This window comes from Pseudomonas sp. FP198, assembly GCF_030687895.1.
In the GTDB taxonomy this organism is placed as follows: Bacteria; Pseudomonadota; Gammaproteobacteria; order Pseudomonadales; family Pseudomonadaceae; genus Aquipseudomonas.
In genome coordinates this window covers 1989890-2011806 of sequence record NZ_CP117452.1, presented here as the reverse complement: position 1 = coordinate 2011806, position 21917 = coordinate 1989890, and the positions used below count along the sequence as shown (strand labels likewise).

18 protein-coding genes and 1 pseudogene are annotated in these 21917 nt (G+C 62.1%); 18 read left to right on the top strand and 1 reads right to left on the bottom strand.

Annotated features, from left to right (window positions below; genetic code table 11):
* The first annotated feature begins 114 nt into the window (after window positions 1-114).
* The 3 genes from acnA to PSH78_RS09360 all read left to right on the top strand — a co-directional run bounded on the left by acnA (window position 115) and on the right by PSH78_RS09360 (window position 5402).
* Entirely contained in the window at window positions 115-2856 is a 2742-nt protein-coding gene (acnA, locus tag PSH78_RS09370; RefSeq protein WP_305499970.1) for an aconitate hydratase AcnA, read from the top strand.
* A 115-nt stretch (window positions 2857-2971) separates the two neighbouring features.
* Complete coding sequence (locus tag PSH78_RS09365) at window positions 2972-3760, top strand: CPBP family intramembrane glutamic endopeptidase (protein WP_305499968.1); 789 nt, start codon at window positions 2972-2974, stop codon at window positions 3758-3760.
* A 76-nt stretch (window positions 3761-3836) separates the two neighbouring features.
* Entirely contained in the window at window positions 3837-5402 is a 1566-nt protein-coding gene (locus PSH78_RS09360; RefSeq protein ID WP_305499967.1) for a methyl-accepting chemotaxis protein, read from the top strand.
* 175 nt (window positions 5403-5577) lie between these two features.
* Here PSH78_RS09360 and PSH78_RS09355 read toward each other — a convergent pair whose 3' ends face one another.
* The gene (locus tag PSH78_RS09355; protein WP_305499965.1) at window positions 5578-6264 is read right to left on the bottom strand and encodes an alpha/beta family hydrolase; all 687 of its coding nucleotides are present in this window, start codon (window positions 6262-6264) and stop codon (window positions 5578-5580) included.
* 94 nt (window positions 6265-6358) lie between these two features.
* Here PSH78_RS09355 and ccoN (PSH78_RS09350) point away from each other — a divergent pair, with 94 nt between their 5' ends.
* From ccoN (PSH78_RS09350) to fnr, 15 genes and pseudogenes are all read left to right on the top strand, one after another.
* Entirely contained in the window at window positions 6359-7783 is a 1425-nt protein-coding gene (gene ccoN, locus PSH78_RS09350; protein WP_305499963.1) for a cytochrome-c oxidase, cbb3-type subunit I, read from the top strand.
* 10 nt (window positions 7784-7793) lie between these two features.
* A complete protein-coding gene (gene ccoO / locus PSH78_RS09345) occupies window positions 7794-8402 on the top strand; it encodes a cytochrome-c oxidase, cbb3-type subunit II (RefSeq protein ID WP_003183469.1) in 609 nt (202 codons plus the stop codon).
* Between the two features lie 5 nt (window positions 8403-8407).
* Window positions 8408-8608: a CcoQ/FixQ family Cbb3-type cytochrome c oxidase assembly chaperone gene (locus PSH78_RS09340; RefSeq protein WP_305499961.1), complete on the top strand. Its 201-nt coding sequence runs from the start codon at window positions 8408-8410 to the stop codon at window positions 8606-8608.
* Window positions 8605-9577: pseudogene (ccoP, locus tag PSH78_RS09335) on the top strand (cytochrome-c oxidase, cbb3-type subunit III). The gene PSH78_RS09340 and the pseudogene ccoP (PSH78_RS09335) overlap by 4 nt, the downstream one beginning before the upstream one ends.
* Window positions 9578-10058: 481 nt before the next feature.
* Window positions 10059-11501, top strand: a complete 1443-nt coding sequence (ccoN, locus tag PSH78_RS09330; protein WP_186609844.1) for a cytochrome-c oxidase, cbb3-type subunit I — start codon at window positions 10059-10061, stop codon at window positions 11499-11501.
* Window positions 11501-12109 carry a cytochrome-c oxidase, cbb3-type subunit II gene (gene ccoO, locus PSH78_RS09325; RefSeq protein WP_305499959.1) on the top strand — a complete coding sequence of 203 codons (609 nt, stop codon included), beginning with the start codon at window positions 11501-11503 and terminating at the stop codon, window positions 12107-12109. The genes ccoN (PSH78_RS09330) and ccoO (PSH78_RS09325) overlap by 1 nt, the downstream gene beginning before the upstream one ends.
* Window positions 12110-12114: 5 nt before the next feature.
* Window positions 12115-12300 carry a CcoQ/FixQ family Cbb3-type cytochrome c oxidase assembly chaperone gene (locus PSH78_RS09320; RefSeq protein WP_003175465.1) on the top strand — a complete coding sequence of 62 codons (186 nt, stop codon included), beginning with the start codon at window positions 12115-12117 and terminating at the stop codon, window positions 12298-12300.
* Window positions 12297-13280 (top strand): cytochrome-c oxidase, cbb3-type subunit III, encoded by a 984-nt coding sequence (gene ccoP / locus PSH78_RS09315; RefSeq protein WP_305499957.1) that lies wholly within the window; start codon window positions 12297-12299, stop codon window positions 13278-13280. The genes PSH78_RS09320 and ccoP (PSH78_RS09315) overlap by 4 nt, the downstream gene beginning before the upstream one ends.
* 662 nt (window positions 13281-13942) lie before the next feature.
* Window positions 13943-15358 (top strand): cytochrome c oxidase accessory protein CcoG, encoded by a 1416-nt coding sequence (gene ccoG / locus PSH78_RS09310; RefSeq protein WP_305499956.1) that lies wholly within the window; start codon window positions 13943-13945, stop codon window positions 15356-15358.
* A gap of 11 nt (window positions 15359-15369) precedes the next feature.
* Window positions 15370-15909, top strand: coding sequence for a FixH family protein (locus tag PSH78_RS09305; RefSeq protein ID WP_305499954.1), 540 nt, complete (start codon window positions 15370-15372; stop codon window positions 15907-15909).
* A 164-nt stretch (window positions 15910-16073) separates the two neighbouring features.
* Window positions 16074-18524 carry a heavy metal translocating P-type ATPase gene (locus PSH78_RS09300; protein ID WP_305499953.1) on the top strand — a complete coding sequence of 817 codons (2451 nt, stop codon included), beginning with the start codon at window positions 16074-16076 and terminating at the stop codon, window positions 18522-18524.
* A 24-nt stretch (window positions 18525-18548) separates the two neighbouring features.
* On the top strand, window positions 18549-18767 hold the full coding sequence (gene ccoS, locus PSH78_RS09295; protein WP_305499951.1) for a cbb3-type cytochrome oxidase assembly protein CcoS: 219 nt from the start codon (window positions 18549-18551) through the stop codon (window positions 18765-18767).
* Window positions 18760-19443, top strand: coding sequence for a sulfite exporter TauE/SafE family protein (locus PSH78_RS09290; RefSeq protein ID WP_305499950.1), 684 nt, complete (start codon window positions 18760-18762; stop codon window positions 19441-19443). The genes ccoS and PSH78_RS09290 overlap by 8 nt, the downstream gene beginning before the upstream one ends.
* A 209-nt stretch (window positions 19444-19652) precedes the next feature.
* The gene (hemN, locus tag PSH78_RS09285) at window positions 19653-21035 is read left to right on the top strand and encodes an oxygen-independent coproporphyrinogen III oxidase (protein WP_305499948.1); all 1383 of its coding nucleotides are present in this window, start codon (window positions 19653-19655) and stop codon (window positions 21033-21035) included.
* 94 nt (window positions 21036-21129) lie between these two features.
* Window positions 21130-21864 (top strand): fumarate/nitrate reduction transcriptional regulator Fnr, encoded by a 735-nt coding sequence (fnr, locus tag PSH78_RS09280; protein ID WP_305499946.1) that lies wholly within the window; start codon window positions 21130-21132, stop codon window positions 21862-21864.
* The last annotated feature ends 53 nt before the right edge of the window (window positions 21865-21917 follow it).

Here is a 21917-nt window from a genome sequence, read left to right as displayed (position 1 = left end):
CGCGAACCTGTCCATAGAGTCCAGTGATTAGTCATACGCTCAAAACAGGGCTAGGTTAAAGGCTCTGTCCGTTCCGTCAGTCCGTAGCCGTGCGGACTCAAAGGAGTGATTTCAATGCCGTCCCTCGATAGCCTGAAAACCCTTAAAACATTGCAAGTCGACGCCAGGACTTATCACTATTTCAGCCTGCCGGACGCCGCGCGAAGCCTCGGTGACCTGGATAAACTGCCGATGTCCCTCAAGGTGCTGCTGGAAAACCTGCTGCGCTGGGAAGATGAAAAAACCGTCACCGGCGCCGACCTCAAGGCCCTGGCCGGTTGGCTCAAGGAGCGCCGCTCCGACCGCGAAATCCAGTATCGCCCGGCACGGGTGCTGATGCAGGACTTTACCGGCGTGCCCGCCGTGGTCGACCTGGCCGCCATGCGCGCCGCCGTGGAAAAGGCCGGAGGCGATCCCCAGCGAATCAACCCGTTGTCACCGGTCGACCTGGTGATCGACCACTCGGTGATGGTGGACAAGTTCGCCAGCCGCCAGGCCTTCGAGCAGAACGTCGACATCGAAATGCAACGCAACGGCGAACGTTATGCCTTCCTGCGCTGGGGCCAGAGTGCCTTCGACAACTTCAGCGTGGTGCCACCGGGCACCGGCATCTGCCACCAGGTGAACCTGGAATACCTCGGTCGCACCGTCTGGACCAAAGAGGAAGACGGCCGCACCTACGCCTTCCCCGACACACTGGTGGGTACCGACTCTCACACCACCATGATCAATGGCCTCGGCGTGCTCGGCTGGGGCGTCGGCGGGATCGAAGCGGAAGCGGCGATGCTCGGCCAACCGGTATCGATGCTGATACCCGAGGTTGTCGGCTTCAAGCTCACCGGCAAGCTGCGCGAAGGCATCACCGCGACCGACCTGGTGCTGACCGTCACGCAGATGCTGCGCAAGAAGGGTGTGGTGGGCAAATTCGTCGAGTTCTATGGTGACGGTCTCGCCGACCTGCCCCTGGCCGACCGCGCCACCATCGCCAACATGGCTCCGGAATACGGCGCCACGTGCGGTTTCTTCCCGGTGGACGATGTAACGCTGGATTACTTGCGCCTGTCCGGGCGCCCCGCGGAAACCGTGAAACTGGTGGAAGCCTATTGCAAGGCCCAGGGTCTGTGGCGCCTGCCTGGCCAGGAACCGGTGTTCACCGACACGCTGGAACTGGACATGGGCAGCGTCGAGGCCAGTCTCGCTGGCCCCAAGCGTCCCCAGGACCGGGTCTCGCTGCCGAATGTCGGTCAGGCCTTCAGTGATTTCCTCGGCCTGCAGATCAAACCCACCAGCAAGGACGAGGGCCGCCTGGAAAGCGAAGGCGGCGGGGGCGTTGCGGTAGGCAATGCCGATCAGGTAGGGGAAGCCGAGTACGAATTCGATGGCCAGACCCATCGCCTGAAAAACGGCGCGGTGGTGATTGCCGCCATCACCTCTTGCACCAACACCTCCAACCCCAGCGTGATGATGGCCGCCGGGCTGGTGGCAAAAAAAGCCGTGGAAAAAGGCCTGACACGCAAGCCCTGGGTCAAAAGCTCCCTGGCGCCTGGCTCCAAGGTCGTGACCGACTACTACAATGCCGCGGGCTTGACCGAGTACCTCGACAAACTCGGCTTCGACCTGGTGGGCTACGGCTGCACGACCTGTATCGGCAACTCCGGCCCTCTGCCCGACCCCATCGAAAAAGCTATCCAGAAAGCCGACCTGACCGTGGCTTCGGTGCTGTCGGGTAACCGCAACTTCGAGGGCCGGGTGCATCCGCTGGTGAAAACCAACTGGTTGGCCTCGCCGCCATTGGTGGTCGCCTACGCCTTGGCCGGCACCGTGCGCATCGATATCAGCAGCGAACCGCTGGGCAACGACCGGGACGGCAATCCGGTCTACCTGCGCGACATCTGGCCGAGCAGCAAGGAAGTAGCCGCCGCCGTGGCCCAGGTCGACACCAGCATGTTCCACAAGGAATACGCCGCCGTGTTCGCCGGGGATGAACAATGGCAAGCGATTGAAGTGCCGCAGGCGGCTACTTATGTCTGGCAGGACGACTCGACCTACATCCAGCATCCACCATTCTTCGACGATATCGGCGGGCCGCCACCGGTGGTCAGGAATGTCGAGGGCGCGCGCGTCCTTGCGCTGCTCGGAGACTCGGTGACCACCGACCATATCTCGCCAGCCGGCAATATCAAGACAGACAGTCCAGCCGGCCGTTACTTGCGCGAACAAGGCGTGGAACCGCGGGACTTCAACTCCTATGGCTCGCGACGGGGCAATCACCAGGTGATGATGCGCGGCACCTTCGCCAACATCCGTATCCGCAACGAGATGCTCGGCGGCGAAGAAGGCGGCAATACGATCTATATCCCCAACGGCGAAAGAATGTCGATCTACGATGCAGCCATGTTGTATCAGGCCACCGGCACGCCCCTGGTAGTCATTGCCGGACAGGAATATGGCACTGGTTCGAGCCGGGACTGGGCGGCCAAGGGTACCAACCTGCTGGGCGTAAAAGCCGTGATTGCCGAAAGCTTCGAGCGCATCCACCGCTCCAACCTGGTGGGCATGGGCGTGCTGCCGCTGCAATTCAAGCTCGACCAGAATCGCAAGAGCCTGAACCTCACCGGCAGGGAGACCGTGGACATCCTCGGTCTGACGGATGCCGAGCTGACGCCGCGCATGAACCTGCCCGTGGTCATCACCCGCGAGGACGGCAGCCAGGAGCGGATTGAAGTGTTGTGCCGGATCGACACCTTGAACGAAGTGGAATATTTCAAGGCTGGCGGGATCCTGCATTTTGTCCTGCGGCAATTAATTGCAGGATAAAAAAAGAAGCGTCCTACGAAAACACCGCCTCTTGAGGGCGGTGTTTTCGTTTGGGTCTGCCTATAATCCCGCCGGCCCCGACAGCCTCGAATGTTTCCGCATCAAAGGACCTAACATGCTCGCCCTACCCTGGCCGTACCTGGCCCTTCTCTCGATCGGTTATGGCCTGGCCCTTGCGTACGGCCATCTGGCCTGGACGGCCATTATCTCGGTCGCGCTGCTGCTGTTTGCCGGGTACGCGGTTCGACAGCGGCAGACGCCGGTCGGGCAGTTTCTCGGGCATTGCCTGTTCATCGTCCTGGCGGTCGCGCTGGCATTGCACTGGATGCCGGGGTTCTTCAACGGCCGGGCGATCGCGGCGCAACGCTTCAGCGATGACGCCGTGCGGTTTGCGATGTATCTGAACCAGGACAAACCCCTGATCGGTTTCTGGCTGTTGCTGGCGTGCCCCTGGATCGTTGGCCGCCGCTCGTTTCGTGGCGCTGTCTACGGCACGGCGCTGGGGCTTGCGCTAAGCGCGATAATGGCCTTGGGCGGGGCCATGTTGCTGGGCATGATCCATTGGGCACCGAAATGGCCGGACCAGGCCTGGATCTGGTTGCTCAACAATCTTTTGTTGGTGACCTTGGTGGAGGAAGCACTGTTTCGTGGCTACATCCAGGGCGGCCTGAGCCGACGCTTCGAACATCTGCGGCATGGCGACAACCTCGCATTGCTGCTGGCCTCGCTGCTGTTCGGCCTGGTGCATGCCGGGGCTGGTTGGCAGTGGGTGTTGCTGTCGGGGCTGGCCGGGATCGGTTATGGCCTCGCCTATCGGTTTGGCGGCCTGGGCGCGGCGATTGCCACGCATTTCGGCCTCAACCTGCTGCATTTCGCCCTGTTTACCTACCCGATGCTGGCGTGACGCCGCCGGGCAGAATTTTTTCAACAAAAAGCTGACGGTGCCGACAACCTTTCAAAGCCTTGCGGACTACACCACCATGCGTAACAACCAACCTATTACACAACGCGAAAGGACCTTCCCGGCCCAGCAGAGATTGATTTCCACCACCAATACCAAGGGTGTGATCACCTACTGCAACGACGCGTTCGTTGAAATCAGTGGGTTCTCGAAGGAAGAGCTGATCCATGCGCCGCACAACCTGGTACGCCATCCCGACGTTCCGTCGGCCGTGTTCGCCCACATGTGGGACACGCTGAAACAAGGCTTGCCATGGATGGGCATCGTCAAGAACCGCTGCCAGAACGGTGACCATTACTGGGTCAATGCCTACGTCACGCCGGTATTCGAAGGCAATCAGGTGGTCGGCTATGAATCGGTACGGGTCAAACCCAGCGCCGAGCAGATCTCCCGCGCCGAGGCGCTCTATCAACGCATCAACCAGGGCAAGGCCGCGGTACCCGGCAGCGACAAATGGCTGCCGATCCTGCAGGACTGGCTGCCCTTCATCCTGGTCAGCCAGTTGAGCTTCGTCGTTGGCGCGTTCCTCAATTCTTCCTGGGGCTTCGCCCTGGCTGCCCTGCTGTCGGTGCCGTTGGGGTTGATGGGCCTGCAGTGGCAGCAACGCGGGATCAAGCGCCTGCTGCGCCTGGCCGAGCAGACCACCTCCGATCCGTTGATCGCGCGGATGTATACCGACAGCCGTGGTGTCCAGGCACGCCTGGAGATGTCGATTCTCAGTCAGGAAGCGCGTCTTAAAACCTGCCTGACCCGCCTGCAGGACACCGCCGAACATCTCAACGCGCAAGCGCGGCAGTCCAATTCCCTGGCCCATGACAGTTCCACAGGCCTTGAGCGCCAGCGGGTGGAAACCGAACAGGTGGCCACCGCCGTCAACCAGATGGCCGCGACTACGCAGGAAGTTGCCAGCCACGTGCAGCGCACCGCCGATGCCACCCAGGAAGCCAATCGCCTGACCGGTCGCGGTCGTGACATTGCCGGGGAAACCCGTGAAGCCATCGAACGCCTGTCGGTGGTAGTGGGCGAGACCGGGCAGACCGTGACCCAACTGGCCAAGGACAGCGACGAAATCGGTGGTGTGGTCGACGTGATCAAGGGCATTGCCGACCAGACCAACCTACTGGCGCTCAACGCCGCCATCGAAGCGGCCCGCGCCGGTGAAATGGGCCGCGGCTTTGCCGTAGTGGCCGACGAAGTGCGGCAACTGGCCCAGCGTACCAGCGAATCCACCGGGCAGATCCATGCCCTGATCGCCAAGCTTCAACAGACCGCCAACAACGCCGTACAGACCATGGACGCTGGCCATCGCCAGGCCGAAGAAGGCGTGGCGCGGGTCATGGAAGCGGACCAGGCGCTGGTCGGGATCAGCGAAGCCGTGGCCCACATCACCGATATGACCACCCAGATCGCGGCTGCCACCGAGGAGCAGAGTTCGGTGGCCGAGGAGATCAGCCGCAATATCAGCAACATCTCGGAACTGGCCGACCAGACCTCGGGACAGGCCCACAGCTCGGCGCTGCTCAGCGAAGAACTGACTCGAACGGCCAATACCCAGTATTCGTTGGTGGAACGGTTCAACCGCTGATTTCAGTTGGCAAACTGAAAACCCGGACAGCGAAAGCTTCCGGGTTCTTTGTCGTCTGGCAGGCCGCTATCGCGAGCAAGCTCGCTCCCACAGGGGTTCACCGTGGTTCATTCAACCGGGTTCCAATGTGGGAGCGAGCTTGCTCGCGATGAGGCCGGGACAGGCTGTCAAGACCCTATCGGAGAAACTCGGCTACCTTGAGCGCCGCCGCCTCCAAATGCTCTTCATGACTGAATCCCGAAGCCTTCAGCGGCTTCAGATCATGATCCCCCGCTACCAACCACAACACCTCAATGCTCGGTGACAAGGTATAGCCCTGCACCGCCTCGCGATTACCCAACGCGTCCCGCTCGCCCTGGACAATCAACGCCCGGGTTTCCAACGCCGCCAAATGCTCGACCCGCGGTTTCTCCGGCTTGCCCACGGCATAGAAGGGATACCCGAGGCATACCAGCGCATCGGCACCCAGCTCATCGGCTACAAGGCTTGCCATGCGCCCGCCCATGGATTTTCCGCCAATCGCCAGCCGCCCAGCGACATAGGGTCGCACCGTGGCGTAGACCTCACGCCAGTATTCCAGCAGCTTAGGCGCCGGGTTGGGTGGCCGCTTGCCCCCATCCACGCGCCGTTGGGCCATGTAGGGAAACTCGAAGCGCAGCACATTGACACCCTGTGCGGCAAGGCGCGTGGCCATTTCGTTCATGAAGCCGCTGTCCATTGGCGCACCGGCGCCATGGGCCAGGATCAGCGTCGGCGAATCGGCACCCGCACCTGATTTCGCCGCTGTCCACAACCAGCCGCGCTCGGTCACACATCGCGCCCATTGATCCCCGTCAATACTGGCCTTGTGCTGTTTGTCCATGCTTGCCTCGCTTTCAGTCTGCCTATAACTCCAGGCGAAGATCGCTGCACTGCCCTGCGCAGGCGCACTTCGGCTGAACCGTGGATGGGGAACCATGAACACTTCTATCAGTACCGCCTACAACTACAAGGTGGTCCGCCAATTCGCCATTATGACGGTGGTGTGGGGCATCGTCGGCATGGGCCTCGGGGTTTTTCTCGCGGCCCAATTGGTCTGGCCACAACTCAACTTCGATTTGCCCTGGACCAGCTTCGGTCGCTTGCGCCCGCTGCACACCAACGCGGTAATCTTCGCCTTCGGCGGCTGCGCCCTGTTCGCCAGTTCGTTCTACTCGGTGCAACGTACCTGCCAGACCCAGCTGTTTGCGCCGAAACTCGCCGCGTTCTGCTTCTGGGGCTGGCAGCTGGTCATCCTGCTGGCGGCCATCAGCCTGCCACTGGGCTACACCAGTTCCAAGGAATACGCCGAGCTCGAATGGCCGATCGACATCCTCATCACCATTGTCTGGGTCGCCTACGCCATCGTTTTTTTTGGCACCGTGGCCAAACGCAACACCAAACACATCTACGTCGGCAACTGGTTTTTCGGCGGGTTCATCCTGACCGTGGCGCTCCTGCACATCGTCAACAACCTGGAACTGCCGGTGAGCCTCACCAAGTCCTACTCGGTGTATGCCGGGGCCACGGACGCGATGGTGCAGTGGTGGTACGGGCACAACGCCGTGGGCTTTTTCCTCACCGCCGGTTTCCTCGGGATGATGTATTACTTCGTGCCAAAACAGGCCGAGCGCCCGGTGTATTCCTATCGGCTGTCCATCGTGCACTTCTGGGCGCTGATTACCCTGTACATCTGGGCCGGCCCGCACCACCTGCACTACACCGCGCTGCCGGACTGGGCGCAGTCGTTGGGCATGGTGATGTCGCTGATCCTGCTGGCGCCCAGCTGGGGCGGCATGATCAACGGCATGATGACCCTCTCGGGGGCCTGGCATAAGTTGCGCAGCGACCCGATCCTGCGCTTTCTCGTGGTATCCCTCGCGTTCTACGGCATGTCGACCTTCGAAGGCCCGATGATGGCGATCAAGACCGTCAACGCCCTCTCCCACTACACCGACTGGACCATCGGCCACGTTCATGCCGGCGCGCTCGGCTGGGTGGCGATGATTTCCATCGGTGCGCTGTACCACATGATCCCGAAAGTCTTCGGCCGGGCGCAGATGCACAGCATCGGCCTGATCAATGCGCACTTCTGGCTCGCGACCATCGGTACCGTGCTGTACATCGCCTCGATGTGGGTCAACGGCATCGCCCAGGGCCTGATGTGGCGAGCGGTGAACGAGGACGGCACGCTCACCTACTCCTTCGTCGAAACCCTGGTGGCCAGCCATCCCGGCTTCATCGTGCGGCTGGCGGGCGGGGCGATCTTCCTCGCTGGCATGCTGCTGATGGCCTACAACACCTGGCGCACCGTGCGGGCCTACCAGCCTGCCGAAGCCGCCGCTGCCGCGCAGATGGCTTGAGGAGTCCGCCATGAAACACGAAACAATCGAAAAAAACGTCGGCCTGCTGATGCTGCTGATGGTCCTGGCCGTGAGTATCGGCGGCCTGACCCAGATCGTGCCGCTGTTCTTCCAGGACGTGACCAACAAACCCGTGGACGGCATGAAGCCCTACACCGCCCTGCAGCTCGAAGGCCGCGATATCTATATCCGCGAAGGCTGCGTCGGCTGCCACTCGCAGATGATCCGTCCGTTCCGCGCCGAAACCGAACGCTACGGGCATTACTCCGTCGCTGGCGAGAGCGTCTGGGATCACCCCTTCCTGTGGGGCTCCAAGCGCACCGGGCCGGACCTGGCCCGGGTCGGCGCGCGTTACTCCGATGACTGGCATCGCGCCCACTTGTACAACCCGCGCAACGTCGTCCCCGAGTCGAAAATGCCGGCCTACCCGTGGTTGGTGACCCAGGCGGTCGACAGCAGCCACACCGAAGGCAAGCTGCGCGCCATGCGCACCCTTGGCGTGCCGTATACCGACGATGACATCGCTGGCAGCGTGGCATCGCTGAAGGGCAAGACCGAGATGGACGCACTGGTGGCCTACCTGCAAGTGCTCGGCACTGCCATCAAGAGCAAGAGGTAAGCGCCATGTTCCTTGAAATGAGCACTGGAATGATTCGCGGCCTGGGCACGGTCGTGGTGTTCGTGGCCTTCATCGGCCTGACCCTGTGGGTATTCAGCAGCAAGCGCGGCCCGGAATTCGCCCAGGCGCGCCTGCTGCCGTTCGCCGACGAGCCGCCCGCTGACGCTACCCCCCAAGACCCCGCACCAAGGAGTACCCGGTCATGAGCACTTTCTGGAGTACGTGGATCTGCGTACTGACCCTCGGCAGCCTCATCGGCCTGACGTGGCTGCTGATCGGCACCCGCAAGGGCGAGACCAAGGGCAGCGTCGACCAGACCATGGGCCACAGCTTCGACGGCATCGAGGAGTACGACAACCCCTTGCCGCAATGGTGGTTCCTGCTGTTTGCCGGCACCCTGGTGTTCTCCGTCGGCTACCTGATCCTGTATCCCGGCCTGGGCAACTGGAAAGGCATTCTGCCCGGCTACGAAAATGGCTGGACCGGCGCCCACGAATGGGAAAGGGAAATGGCCAGGGCCGACGCCAGGTTCGGGCCGATCTTCGCCAAATTCGCCGCAATGCCGCTGGAGGAGGTCGCCAAGGACCCGCAAGCGCTGAAGATGGGGGGCCGCCTGTTCGCCTCCAACTGCTCGGTCTGCCATGGCTCGGACGCCAAGGGCGCCTTCGGCTTTCCGAACCTGGCCGACAGCAACTGGCGCTGGGGCGGCAATGCCGAGGCCATCAAGGCAACCATCCTGGGCGGTCGCATGGCGGCGATGCCGGCCTGGGGCGAAGTGCTGGGTGACGCCGGGGTCAGGAACGTCGCCGCCTATGTACGCCACGACCTGGCTGGCCTGCCTCTACCGGCCGACAGCGGTGCCGACCTGCAAGCCGGCCAGCAAGCCTTCAACACCACTTGCGTGGCTTGCCACGGCGCCAACGGCCAGGGCACCGAAGCCATGGGCGCGCCGAACCTGACGCAACCGGCCGGGTTCATCTACGGCACCAGCCTGGCCCAGTTGCAGCAGACCATCCGCCATGGCCGCCAGGGGCATATGCCGGCGCAGAACGAACTGCTCGGCAACGACAAGGTGCAGCTGCTCGCCGCCTACGTCTACAGCCTTTCCCACGGCGCGCGGTACCGAGCGCCTGCAAGCTGAACGCGAAGGCGAAGGCGAAGGCGAAGGCGAATAAATCCTGTCCACTTGATCAGTCGCATTCATCCGGATGCGGCTGATCCATGTCATTGCGCGACGCATTGTCGCACCCTTCCAAGGTCTTCCTTTCGGTTCGCTGCAATCGCGTCTAAGCTTGCCCCAAAGCATCTGGGCGACTGCCGGGACCTGGTCGAGCCGACCCGATGTGTTTGCCGCTCGTTCGACAAAAATCCCGTGAAGTCAGGCAGATACTGACTGTTGCGAGGAAGCCTGGGCATCACTCGAACGCAGCGTTTGAACACACCCCGTTACAACCGACCCGCCCCCCTCGCCTCGTACATTTGGCGCGACAATTTACCGGGGGCGATTTTTGTCCCTACGCGGCGCATGGAAAGGCCGCAGAATCAGCGTTGGAAAGCATTGACGCAGGTCATGGCGCGTTGCAATGACCCCCCGCTTTCTCCATACTTGCGGCCGATTTTTATCCTAATAAAATACCCAAACCGTGGAACCTTAGAATGAGCACAGCAATCAGTCCGACTGCTTATAACTATAAGGTAGTCCGCCAGTTCGCCATCATGACGGTGGTCTGGGGGATCCTTGGCATGGGGCTCGGTGTCTTCATCGCCTCGCAACTGGTCTGGCCGGAGTTGAACTTCGATCTGCCATGGACGACATTTGGACGCCTGCGCCCGCTGCACACCAACCTGGTGATCTTCGCCTTCGGTGGTTGTGCGTTGTTTGCCACCTCCTACTACGTCGTGCAGCGAACCTGCCAGACGCGACTGATTTCCGACAGCCTCGCCGCCTTCACCTTCTGGGGTTGGCAAGCGGTGATCATCGGCGCGATCGTGACCTTGCCAATGGGCTTCACCACCACCAAGGAATACGCGGAACTGGAATGGCCGCTGGCTATCCTGCTCGCCATTGTCTGGGTGACCTACGGTCTGGTGTTCTTCGGTACCATCGTCAAGCGCAAGACCAAGCACATCTACGTCGGCAACTGGTTCTACGGTGCATTCATCGTCGTGACCGCCATGCTGCACATCGTCAACCACGCGTCGCTGCCGGTCAGCTTCTTCAAGTCCTACTCGGCCTACTCGGGCGCGACCGACGCGATGATCCAGTGGTGGTACGGCCACAACGCCGTGGGCTTCTTCCTGACCACCGGCTTCCTGGGGATGATGTACTACTTCGTGCCAAAACAGGCCGAGCGTCCGATCTATTCCTACCGCCTGTCCATCGTGCACTTCTGGGCGTTGATCACCCTGTACATCTGGGCCGGTCCGCACCACCTGCACTACACCGCGCTGCCGGACTGGGCGCAATCCCTGGGCATGGCAATGTCGATCATCCTGCTGGCGCCAAGCTGGGGCGGCATGATCAACGGCATGATGACCCTCTCGGGCGCCTGGCATAAGCTGCGCACCGATCCGATCCTGCGCTTCCTGGTGGTATCCCTGGCGTTCTACGGCATGTCGACCTTCGAAGGCCCGATGATGGCGATCAAGACCGTCAACTCCCTGAGCCACTACACCGACTGGACCATTGGCCACGTACACGCCGGTGCGCTCGGCTGGGTCGCGATGATCTCCATCGGCGCCATCTACCACATGATCCCGAAACTGTTCGGTCGTGCGCAGATGCACAGCACCGGCCTGATCAACGCGCACTTCTGGCTCGCCACCATCGGTACCGTGCTCTACATCGCCTCGATGTGGGTCAACGGCATCACCCAGGGCCTGATGTGGCGCGCCATCAACGACGACGGCACCCTGACCTATTCGTTCGTCGAAGCACTGCAAGCCAGCCACCCCGGTTTCATCGTCCGTGCCCTGGGCGGCGCGTTCTTCGCCAGCGGCATGCTGCTGATGGCCTACAACGTGTATCGCACCGTTCGTGCCTCTGACCCGGTTGAAGCAGAAGCCGCCGCCAAGATCGCCGTAGTTGGAGCTCACTGATGAAGCACGAAGCAGTAGAGAAGAATATCGGCCTGCTGGCCTTCTTCATGGTCATCGCCGTCAGCATTGGCGGCCTGACCCAGATCGTTCCGCTGTTCTTCCAGGATGTCACCAACAAGCCGGTCGAAGGCATGAAGCCGCGCACCGCCCTTGAACTGGAAGGCCGTGACGTCTACATCGCCAACGGTTGTGTCGGCTGCCACTCGCAGATGATCCGTCCGTTCCGTGCTGAAACCGAACGCTACGGTCACTATTCCGTTGCCGGTGAAAGCGTCTGGGACCACCCGTTCCTGTGGGGCTCCAAGCGCACCGGTCCGGACCTGGCCCGCGTCGGTGGTCGCTACTCCGATGACTGGCAGCGTGCGCACTTGTACAACCCGCGCAACGTAGTGCCTGAATCGAAGATGCCGGCCTATCCGTTCCTCGTAGAAAACAAGCTCGACGGCAAAGACACCGCCAAGAAAATGGAAGTCCTGCGTGCCCTCGGCGTGCCCTACACCGACGAAGACATCGCCGGCGCAAGGGATGCCGTGAAAGGCAAGACTGAAATGGACGCGCTGGTGGCCTATCTGCAAGGCCTGGGCACCATCATCAAAAGCAAACGGTGATCTGGATGGATATCGGGATGATTCGTGGCCTGGGCACCGTCGTCGTGATGGTGGCCTTTATCGGCCTGGCCCTGTGGGTGTTCAGCCCCAAGCGCAAGTCGGAGTTCGAAGACGCGACCTTGCTGCCGTTCGCGGATGATCCCGAAGCCATCAAGCACGTCGAGCAAGCTTCTAGGAGTAACAAAGAATGACTACGTTCTGGAGTCTGTACGTCACAGTCCTCAGCCTGGGAACGATCTTCGCCCTGACCTGGCTGCTGCTGTCGACCCGCAAGGGCCAGCGCAGCGAAGCCACCGAGGAAACGGTTGGCCACTCCTTCGACGGCATCGAGGAGTACGACAACCCGCTGCCGAAATGGTGGTTCATGCTGTTCATCGGCACCATCGTGTTCGCCCTTGGTTACCTGGTGCTCTACCCTGGCCTGGGCAACTGGAAAGGCCTGCTGCCAGGCTATAACTACCTGGACACCGAAAAGCAGACCCCCTTCGCCAACGGCCAGACCGGCTGGACCGGCGTGCACGAATGGGAAAAGGAAATGGCCCGCTCGGATGCCAAATTCGGTCCGATCTTCGCCAAGTTTGCCTCCATGCCGATTGAAGAAGTCGCCAAGGACCCGCAGGCCCTGAAGATGGGTGGCCGCCTGTTTGCCTCCAACTGCTCGGTCTGCCACGGTTCCGACGCCAAGGGCGCCTACGGCTTCCCTAACCTGACCGACGCCGACTGGCGCTGGGGTGGCGAGCCGGAGACCATCAAGACCACCATCATGGGCGGTCGTCATGCTGTCATGCCGGGCTGGGCTGCCGTGGTTGGCGAACAAGGCGTCGCCGACGTGGCTGCCTATTTGGTAACCAGCCTGCACAGCCGCAAACTGCCGGAAGGCGCCAAGGCCGATCCGGCCAACGGGCAGAAGCTGTTCGCAGCCAACTGCGTGGCCTGCCACGGACCCGCCGGCAAAGGCACGCCCGCCATGGGCGCACCCGACCTGACGCATCCGGCCGGTTTCATCTACGGTTCGAGCTTCGCTCAGTTGCAGCAGACCATCCGCTACGGTCGCCAAGGCCAGATGCCGGCCCAGGCCGATCTGCAGGGCAACGACAAGGTCCACCTGCTGGCTGCCTATGTCTACAGCCTGTCCCACGGCGAAAAGGCTCCGGCCGCTGACGCTCAGTAAGGCAAGTAGCTGATACACGAAGGCCCCGCCAACAATGTTGACGGGGCCTTTTTTATCTGTGTCTGTAACAGCGCACTGTGTCAGTGCCGCCCGCGTCAGCGACACATCACAGGATGTTTCCCCTGCCCAGGCTATCGAGCCCGCCATGGCCTCGCTTCCTGTCGGCAGCACTCTCGTCATCGACAGATCGGGCACGCCTGTTCAACCGAGTGGTCTCGACAGGGGCTTCATTCTGCGGAATCGGGTCTCGGTCCGCAGCCGTGGTATCGGTTTTTACAATTTCCTGCTCACTCATCTTGGCTTCCTTGTCAGTGGGTAAAAACATTGAACGGATGACCGATCGCAGCGAAGGCCGAGACAGGCGTTCATCCGTAAGCCGACCCTATAACGTGAAGAGACCTGATCCCAGCGCAATTTGATTGCAGCATATGAGACCCGGGCCACCCGCTTGTTTTCAAAACGGCATGCTGGCTATAGTCAATTGATCTGCGTCATGAGTTGTTACATCCGCTACACCATTCGGCGCCAACGCCCAACGCGACCAAAGGTCGCACGCTTGAGCCAGAGCGACAGGCGTATCATTGCGCCATTGCAACACCCTTTCTGACCGTGGTCGGCACGTACTGGCCTCGGCATTTTTCCACTGCCGTGGGATGCAATTGATGAGCAACCAGATTCCGGTACATGACGTTACCCCGCCTGCCAAGGACGCCAACAAAAGCGTCGACCTCTATGCCTCTCGGGAAAAAATCTACACCCGCGCCTTCACTGGCCTGTTTCGCAACCTGCGCATGGTCGGCGGGGCGGTTCTGTTCCTGCTGTATTTCGGTACAGTCTGGCTGAACTGGGGCGGTCATCAGGCCGTCTGGTGGAACCTGCCGGAGCGCAAATTCTTTATTTTTGGCGCGACCTTCTGGCCCCAGGACTTCATCCTGCTCTCGGGGCTGCTGATCATCGCGGCCTTCGGCCTGTTTTTCATTACCGTCTATGCCGGTCGGGTCTGGTGCGGCTATACCTGCCCACAAAGCGTATGGACGTGGATTTTCATGTGGTGCGAAAAGGTCACCGAAGGCGATCGCAACCAGCGCATCAAGCTCGACAAAACGTCCATGAGCGCCAACAAGTTCCTGCGCAAGTTCGCCAAGCACAGCCTGTGGCTGCTCATCGGTTTTGTCACCGGCATGACCTTCGTCGGTTATTTCACCCCCATCCGCGAGCTGGTCTTCGAGTTTTTCACCGGCCAGGCCGACGGCTGGTCGTATTTCTGGGTCGGCTTCTTCACCTTGGCCACCTACGGCAATGCCGGCTGGCTACGTGAGCAAGTGTGTATCTACATGTGCCCGTACGCTCGCTTCCAGAGCGTAATGTTCGACAAGGACACCCTGATCGTCTCCTACGACCCGCGTCGCGGCGAAGCCCGTGGCCCGCGCAAGAAAGGCATCGACTATAAGGCGTTGGGCCTGGGGGACTGCATCGATTGCACCATGTGCGTCCAGGTCTGCCCTACCGGGATCGACATCCGCGACGGCCTGCAGATCGAATGCATCGGCTGCGCAGCCTGCATCGATGCCTGCGACAACATCATGGACAAGATGGATTATCCCCGCGGCCTGATCAGCTACACCACGGAACACAACCTCTCGGGGCAGAAAACCCATAAACTGCGTCCGCGCCTGATCGGTTATGCCCTGGTACTGCTGGCCATGATCAGCCTGTTGGTGACCGCGTTCTTCATGCGCTCGCTGGTGGGTTTCGATGTCAGCAAGGACCGCGTGCTGTACCGCGAGAACGCCGAAGGCCGGATCGAGAACGTCTACAGCCTGAAGATCATGAACAAGGACCAGCGTGACCATACCTACGTGCTCGAAGCCACCGGTCTGCCTGATCTGAAGCTGCAGGGTAAACGGGAAATCAAGGTCGCGGCCGGCGACATCTACAGCCAGCCGGTAGAGTTATCCAGTGCACCGGAACAATTGCCGTCCAGCACCAATGAGGTGACCTTCATCCTCAAGGATGCCGATGACGACAGCGTCCATGTTGAAGCCAAGAGCCGGTTCATCGGCCCACAGACTCGTTGAGAGAAATGCACATGCCTGCAGCAACCGCCACCAGCCCTTGGTACAAGCACCTCTGGCCGTGGATCATTATCGGGATCCTTGCTTGCTCGGTGACGCTGAGCCTGACCATGGTGACCATCGCGGTGAAAAACCCGGACAATCTGGTCAATGACAACTATTACGAAGCCGGCAAGGGCATCAATCGCTCGCTGGAACGCGAACTGCTGGCCCAGACCCTGCAACTGCATGCCAATGTGCAACTGGACGACCTCACCGGCGAAGTGAGCCTGCGCCTGAACGGTAACAGCCGGCCCCAGACCGTGGAGCTGAGCCTGATCTCCCCAACGCAGCCGGAGAAAGACCGCAAGATCGTGTTGACCCGCAACGACAGCGAACCAGGACGCTACGTCGGCCAACTGGCGGACAAGATCGAAGGTCGGCGTTTTGTCGAATTGCTGGGGGTGGAACACGATCAGACCTGGCGCTTGTTCGAAGAAGAACAGATCACCCACGGCCAGGATATCGAGCTTGGCGACGAGCCGCTGCAAGGCGCTGAAGACCTGAAAAAGTAGACCGCTGTCGTGTGGCGAGGGAGCTTGCTCCCGCTGGGCCGCAAAGCGGCCCCGGTTTTTTAATCCAGCATTCCCCAGGCGTATTGTTGTACTCAGACTGCGACTGCTTCGCAGCCGAGCGGGAGCAAGCTCCCTCGCCACAAAAAGGTTTTCACGCGACAACCATGACCACTCCACAGCCCTGCTACCACTGCGCCCTGCCCGTCCCGCCCGGCAGTCGCTTCACCGCCGTTGTCCTCGGTGAGACCCGCGAGCTGTGTTGCCCCGGTTGCCAGGCGGTGGCCGAAGCAATCGTTGCCGGTGGCCTTGAGCACTATTACCAACACCGCAGCGAAGCGTCGGCCAACCCACAAACCCTGCCCGTTCAATTGACCGACGAACTGGCGTTATACGATCGCCCCGACGTGCAGCAATCGTTCGTCCGCCATGAAGGCGAGCTGGCCGAAACCACCCTGCTGATGGAAGGCATCAGTTGCGCCGCCTGCGGCTGGCTGATCGAAAAGCAATTGCGCAGCCTGCCGGCCGTGGCCGAGGCGCGATTGAACCTGTCCAACCACCGCCTGCACGTACGCTGGGCCGATGCGCAGCTCCCGCTGAGCACGCTGCTCGCCGAACTGCGCCAGATCGGCTATGCCGCGCACCCGTACCAGGCCGACCAGGCCAGCGAGCAGCTCGCCGCACAGAACCGCTTGGCCCTGCGTCAATTGGGCGTGGCCGGGTTGCTGTGGTTCCAGGCGATGATGGCGACGATGGCGACCTGGCCCGAATTCAACATCGACCTGAGCCCGGAGATGCACACCATCCTGCGCTGGGTCGCACTGTTCCTCACCACGCCTATCGTGTTCTACAGTTGCGCGCCCTTCTTCAAAGGTGCGCTGCGAGATTTGCGCACCCGCCACCTGACCATGGACGTTTCGGTGTCCTTGGCCATCGGCAGCGCCTATATCGCCGGGATCTGGACCTCCATCACCGGCGTGGGCGAGCTGTACTTCGATGCGGTCGGCATGTTCGCCCTGTTCCTGCTCGCCGGCCGCTACCTGGAACGCCGGGCCCGGGAGCGCACCGCTGCGGCCACCGCCCAACTGGTCAACCTGCTGCCAGCGTCGTGCCTGCGCCTGGACGAGCGCGGCCAGAGCGAACGCATCCTGCTCAGCGAACTGCGCACCGGCGACCGGGTGCTGGTCCAACCCGGAGCGATCCTGCCCGCCGATGGCACGATTCTCGACGGCCAGTCCAGCGTCGACGAATCGCTGCTGACCGGCGAATACCTGCCGCAACCGCGCCAGGCAGGCGACGCGGTAACGGCAGGCACGCTCAACGTCGAAGGCGCCCTGACGGTCGAGGTACGGGCGTTGGGACAGGACACGCGGTTATCGGCGATCGTGCGCCTGCTGGAGCGGGCCCAGGCCGAAAAGCCACGGCTGGCGGAAATCGCCGACCGCGCCGCCCAATGGTTCCTGCTGTTCTCCCTGGTCGCAGCGGCGGCCATCGGCGTGTTGTGGTGGCAGCTGGATGCTTCGCGTGCGTTCTGGATAGTCCTGGCGATGCTGGTCGCGACCTGTCCTTGCGCGCTGTCCCTGGCGACACCAACCGCTCTGACAGCGGCCACCGGAACCCTGCACAAACTCGGCCTGCTGCTGACGCGTGGTCATGTGCTGGAAGGCCTGAACCAGATCGACACGGTGATTTTCGACAAGACCGGCACCCTCACCGAAGGTCGCCTGGCGTTGCGCGCCATTCGGCCACTGGCCGCCCTCGACGGTGATCAATGCCTGGGCTTGGCCGCGGCCTTGGAAAATCGTTCGGAACACCCCATCGCCCGAGCTTTTGGTCGCGCACCATTGGCCGCCGAGCAGGTACACAGCAGCCCTGGGCTGGGACTCGAAGGCCTGGTCGCCGAACAACGCCTGCGCATCGGCCAGCCCGGTTTTGTCTGCGAACTGAGCGGCTCGGCCGTACCGCCGATGCCGGACGAACCCGGACAATGGCTGTTGCTGGGCGACGACATCGGGCCACTGGCCTGGTTCGTCCTCGATGACCGCCTGCGCGCTGATGCGCCGGCGCTGCTCGCCGCCTGCAAGGCGCGGGGCTGGCGTACGCTATTGCTCTCCGGTGACAGCTCGCCGATGGTGGCCAGTGTCGCCGCCGAACTGGGCATCGACGAGGCCCGCGGCGGCTTGCGTCCGGACGACAAGCTGGCGGTGCTTCAGCAGTTGCACCAGCAGGGTCGCAAGGTGCTGATGCTCGGTGATGGCGTGAATGACGTGCCGGTGCTGGCGGCGGCGGACATCAGTGTCGCCATGGGTTCGGCCACCGACCTTGCCAAGACCAGCGCCGACGCAGTGCTGCTGTCCAACCGCCTCGATGCCCTGATTCATGCGTTCAGCCTGGCCCGGCGCACCCGCCGCGTGATCATCGAGAACCTGGTCTGGGCAGGGCTGTACAATGGCCTCATGTTGCCGTTCGCCGCCCTCGGCTGGATCACGCCGGTGTGGGCCGCGGTCGGCATGTCTATCAGTTCGTTGACCGTGGTGCTGAATGCCTTGCGGCTGACCCGCCAACCGCAGGCGCAGGTTGGCGAAACCACGCCCGATACCCGTCCGCTGCCGGCCTGAGCCGCGTGGACCTGGAGTTCCGAGATGCCAGCTCTCTACGTGATGATCCCGGCAGCACTGTTGATCGTGGCCGTTGCCGTCTACATTTTCTTCTGGGCCGTGGACAGCGGCCAGTACGACGACCTCGACGGCCCGGCCCATAGCATCCTGTTCGACGACCAGGACCCGAACCACAAGGCGGCCGTCGAGGAAGCCAGCGGCGCGGAACACAAACCGGACGACAAGGCGCCGCCCCATGCTTGACCTGGCGCCGATGCTGGTTTCCGCCGTCATCCTCGGCCTGCTCGGCGGCGGCCATTGCCTGGGCATGTGCGGTGGCCTGATGGGCGCCCTGACCCTGGCGATTCCCAAGGAACAACGCAGCCGCCGCTTGCGACTATTGCTCGCGTACAACCTGGGACGCATCGTCAGCTACGCCGCGGCCGGCCTGCTGATCGGCCTGGCCGGCTGGGCCGTGGCGAACAGCCCGGCGGCGATGATCCTGCGCGTGCTGGCCGGTTTACTGCTGATCGTCATGGGACTCTACCTGGCAGGCTGGTGGAGCGGCCTGACCCGTATCGAAAGCCTGGGCCGTGGTTTGTGGCGGTATATCCAACCCATCGCCAACCGCTTGCTGCCGGTGTCGAGCCTGCCCCGGGCCCTGCTGCTCGGCGCGCTGTGGGGCTGGCTGCCCTGCGGACTGGTCTACAGCACCCTGCTGTGGTCCGCCAGCCAGGGTAACGCGCTGGACAGTGCACTGCTGATGCTCGCCTTCGGCCTGGGCACCTGGCCGGTCCTGCTCGCCACCGGCCTCGCGGCAGAGCGCGTCACGGCGCTGCTGCGCAAACGCAGCGTGCGCATGGCCGGGGGGTTGCTGGTGATGGTCTTCGGCATCTGGACATTGCCGGGGCCGCATCAGCATTGGCTCATGGGACATTGACCGAGGCGCCCGCAATCGCGAGCAAGCTCGCTCCCACAGGGAATTGTGGCGAGCAACGGATTGGGAAGCTCCTGGGACCAATGTGGGAGCGAGCTTGCTCGCGATGAGGCCAGCAGCCTCAACCCCATGCCCCGTTGACGCAAATCAACACGCTTGCTCCCCCGCCCCCATAGACTTCAAGCATGCCAGCCTAACCGGGGAACGCCCGCATGCTCGACGCCATTCGTTGGGACTCAGACCTGATCCGCCGCTACGACCTGGCGGGACCGCGCTATACCTCGTACCCGACCGCGGCCCAGTTCGCCGGCCAGGTGGGCACGTTCGACCTGCTCCACGCCCTGCGCGACAGCCGCAAGGCCCGCAGGCCTTTATCGCTTTATGTGCACGTGCCGTTTTGCGCAAACATTTGCTACTACTGCGCCTGCAACAAGGTCATCACCAAGGACCGCGGCCGCGCCCATGCCTACCTGCAACGCCTGGAGCAGGAGATCCAGCTGATCGGCTGCCACCTGGACCCGGCCCAGCGCGTGGAACAGTTGCACCTGGGCGGTGGCACGCCAACCTTCCTCAGTCACGACGAGCTGCGCCAGTTGATGGCCAAGCTGCGCGAGAATTTCAACCTGATGGACGATGACGGCGGCGACTACGGCATCGAAATCGACCCGCGGGAAGCGGATTGGTCGACCATGGGTCTGCTCCGGGAATTGGGTTTCAACCGAGTCAGCATCGGCCTGCAGGACCTTGACCCAACCGTGCAGCGCGCCGTCAACCGCCTGCAAAGCCTGGAGGAAACCCGCGCGGTGGTCGAAGCCGCCCGGACCCTGCAGTTTCGCTCGATCAACATCGACCTGATCTATGGCTTGCCCAAGCAGACCCCGGAAAATTTCGCCCGCACCGTCGAGGAAGTGATCAGCCTGCAACCGGACCGTCTCTCGGTGTTCAACTACGCCCACCTGCCGGAGCGCTTCATGCCGCAGCGGCGCATCAACAGCCAGGACCTGCCGAATCCTGTGCAGAAACTGGCCATGTTACAAGGCACCATTGAACAGCTGACCGCCGCCGGTTATCGCTACATCGGCATGGACCACTTCGCCCTGCCCGATGACGAACTGGCGATCGCCCAGGAGGAAGCGACCTTGCAGCGCAACTTCCAGGGCTACACCACCCACGGCCATTGCGACCTGATCGGCCTCGGGGTCTCGGCAATCAGCCAGATCGGCGACTTGTACTGCCAGAACAGCAGTGACCTGAACCAATACCAGAACGCCCTCGCCGACGGGCAATTGGCAACCAGCCGGGGCATTGTGTGCAATGCCGACGACAGGCTGCGACGCGCGGTGATCCAACAACTGATTTGCCATTTCAGCCTGGCATTCGCCGAGATCGAGCAAGTCTTCAATATCAATTTCCGGGGGTATTTCGGCTCTATATGGCCGCAACTACAGGCGATGGACGACGACGGGCTGGTCGAAGTGACGGCTACGCACATCAAGGTACTCCCTGCCGGACGTCTGTTGGTGCGATCGGTTTGCATGGTGTTCGACGCGTATCTGCAGCAGCAGAATCGGCAGCGTTTCTCCCGCGTCATCTGAGCGCGACAATTTGACGGCAATACCACACTGGCCGGTGTTTGCGTGCTGAGTTACCCTTACGGCTTATGTGTGTTTTCCCACAAGGATTTAAGAAATGTCCGAGCCAGTCAAATCGCGCGCTCATAACCAGGCCCATTGCAAGGACTGCAGCCTGGCCCCTCTGTGCCTGCCACTTTCGTTGAATCTGGAGGACATGGACGCGCTGGACGACATCGTCAAACGAGGCCGTCCGTTGAAAAAAGGCGAGTTCCTGTTCCGCCAGGGCGATGCCTTCGATTCGGTCTATGCCGTGCGCTCGGGCGCCTTGAAGACCTTCAACCTGAGCGACGGTGGCGAAGAACAACTTACCGGTTTCCACTTGCCCAGCGAGCTGGTGGGCCTGTCGGGCATGGACACCGAGACCCATCCGGTCTCGGCCCAGGCGCTGGAGACAACCTCGGTGTGCGAAATTCCGTTTGATCACCTGGACGAACTGGCTTTGCAACTGCCACAACTGCGCCGTCAACTGATGCGCGTGATGAGCCGGGAGATCCGCGACGACCAGCAGATGATGCTGCTGCTCTCGAAAAAAACCGCCGACGAGCGCATCGCGACCTTCCTGGTCAATCTCTCGGCACGCTTCCGCGCCCGTGGTTTTTCGGCTAATCAGTTTCGCCTGAGCATGTCGCGCAATGAGATCGGCAACTACCTGGGCCTGGCGGTGGAAACCGTGTCCCGGGTGTTTACCCGTTTCCAGCAGAGCAAACTGATTGCCGCCGAGGGTAAGGAAATCCATATCCTTGACCCGATCCAGCTCTGCGCCCTGGCCGGCGGCTCGGTCGAAGGCTGATGCGCCTGCGCGGCTGAGGCTTTTGCCGCCGCCGCGCTATACTGCCGCGTTTG